The 240-nt window shown below is 72.1% G+C and carries 1 protein-coding gene; it reads right to left on the reverse strand.

The genetic code is table 11. The features are described 5' to 3' along the window. Nucleotides 1-226: NAD(P)H-binding protein (locus F8279_RS29845; protein WP_151501726.1), on the reverse strand; the 226-nt coding region annotated here is incomplete at its 3' end. Between the last annotated feature and the right edge of the window lie 14 nt (nt 227-240).

The raw sequence follows: 240 nt of genomic DNA on the forward strand, positions 1-240 counted from the left end.
CGCCGGCGGCGAACACGACCGCGTCGGCGCCGGCGAGATGGGCGGTGAGGGTGTCGACGTCGGTGTGTTCCAGGTCGCAGACGACGGGTTCGGCGCCGGCGGCACGCAGCGCGGCGGCGTGGTCGGGGTTGCGGATCAGTCCGAGCGCGGTGTCTCCGCGTCCGGCCAGTTCCCGCTCCAGCAGTTTGGCGATCTTTCCGTGCCCTCCGGCGATGACGACGCGCATGCGCTCAACCTAGC

The sequence above is a fragment of the Micromonospora sp. AMSO1212t genome, from assembly GCF_008868145.1.
In the GTDB taxonomy this organism is placed as follows: Bacteria; Actinomycetota; Actinomycetes; order Mycobacteriales; family Micromonosporaceae; genus Micromonospora; species Micromonospora tulbaghiae.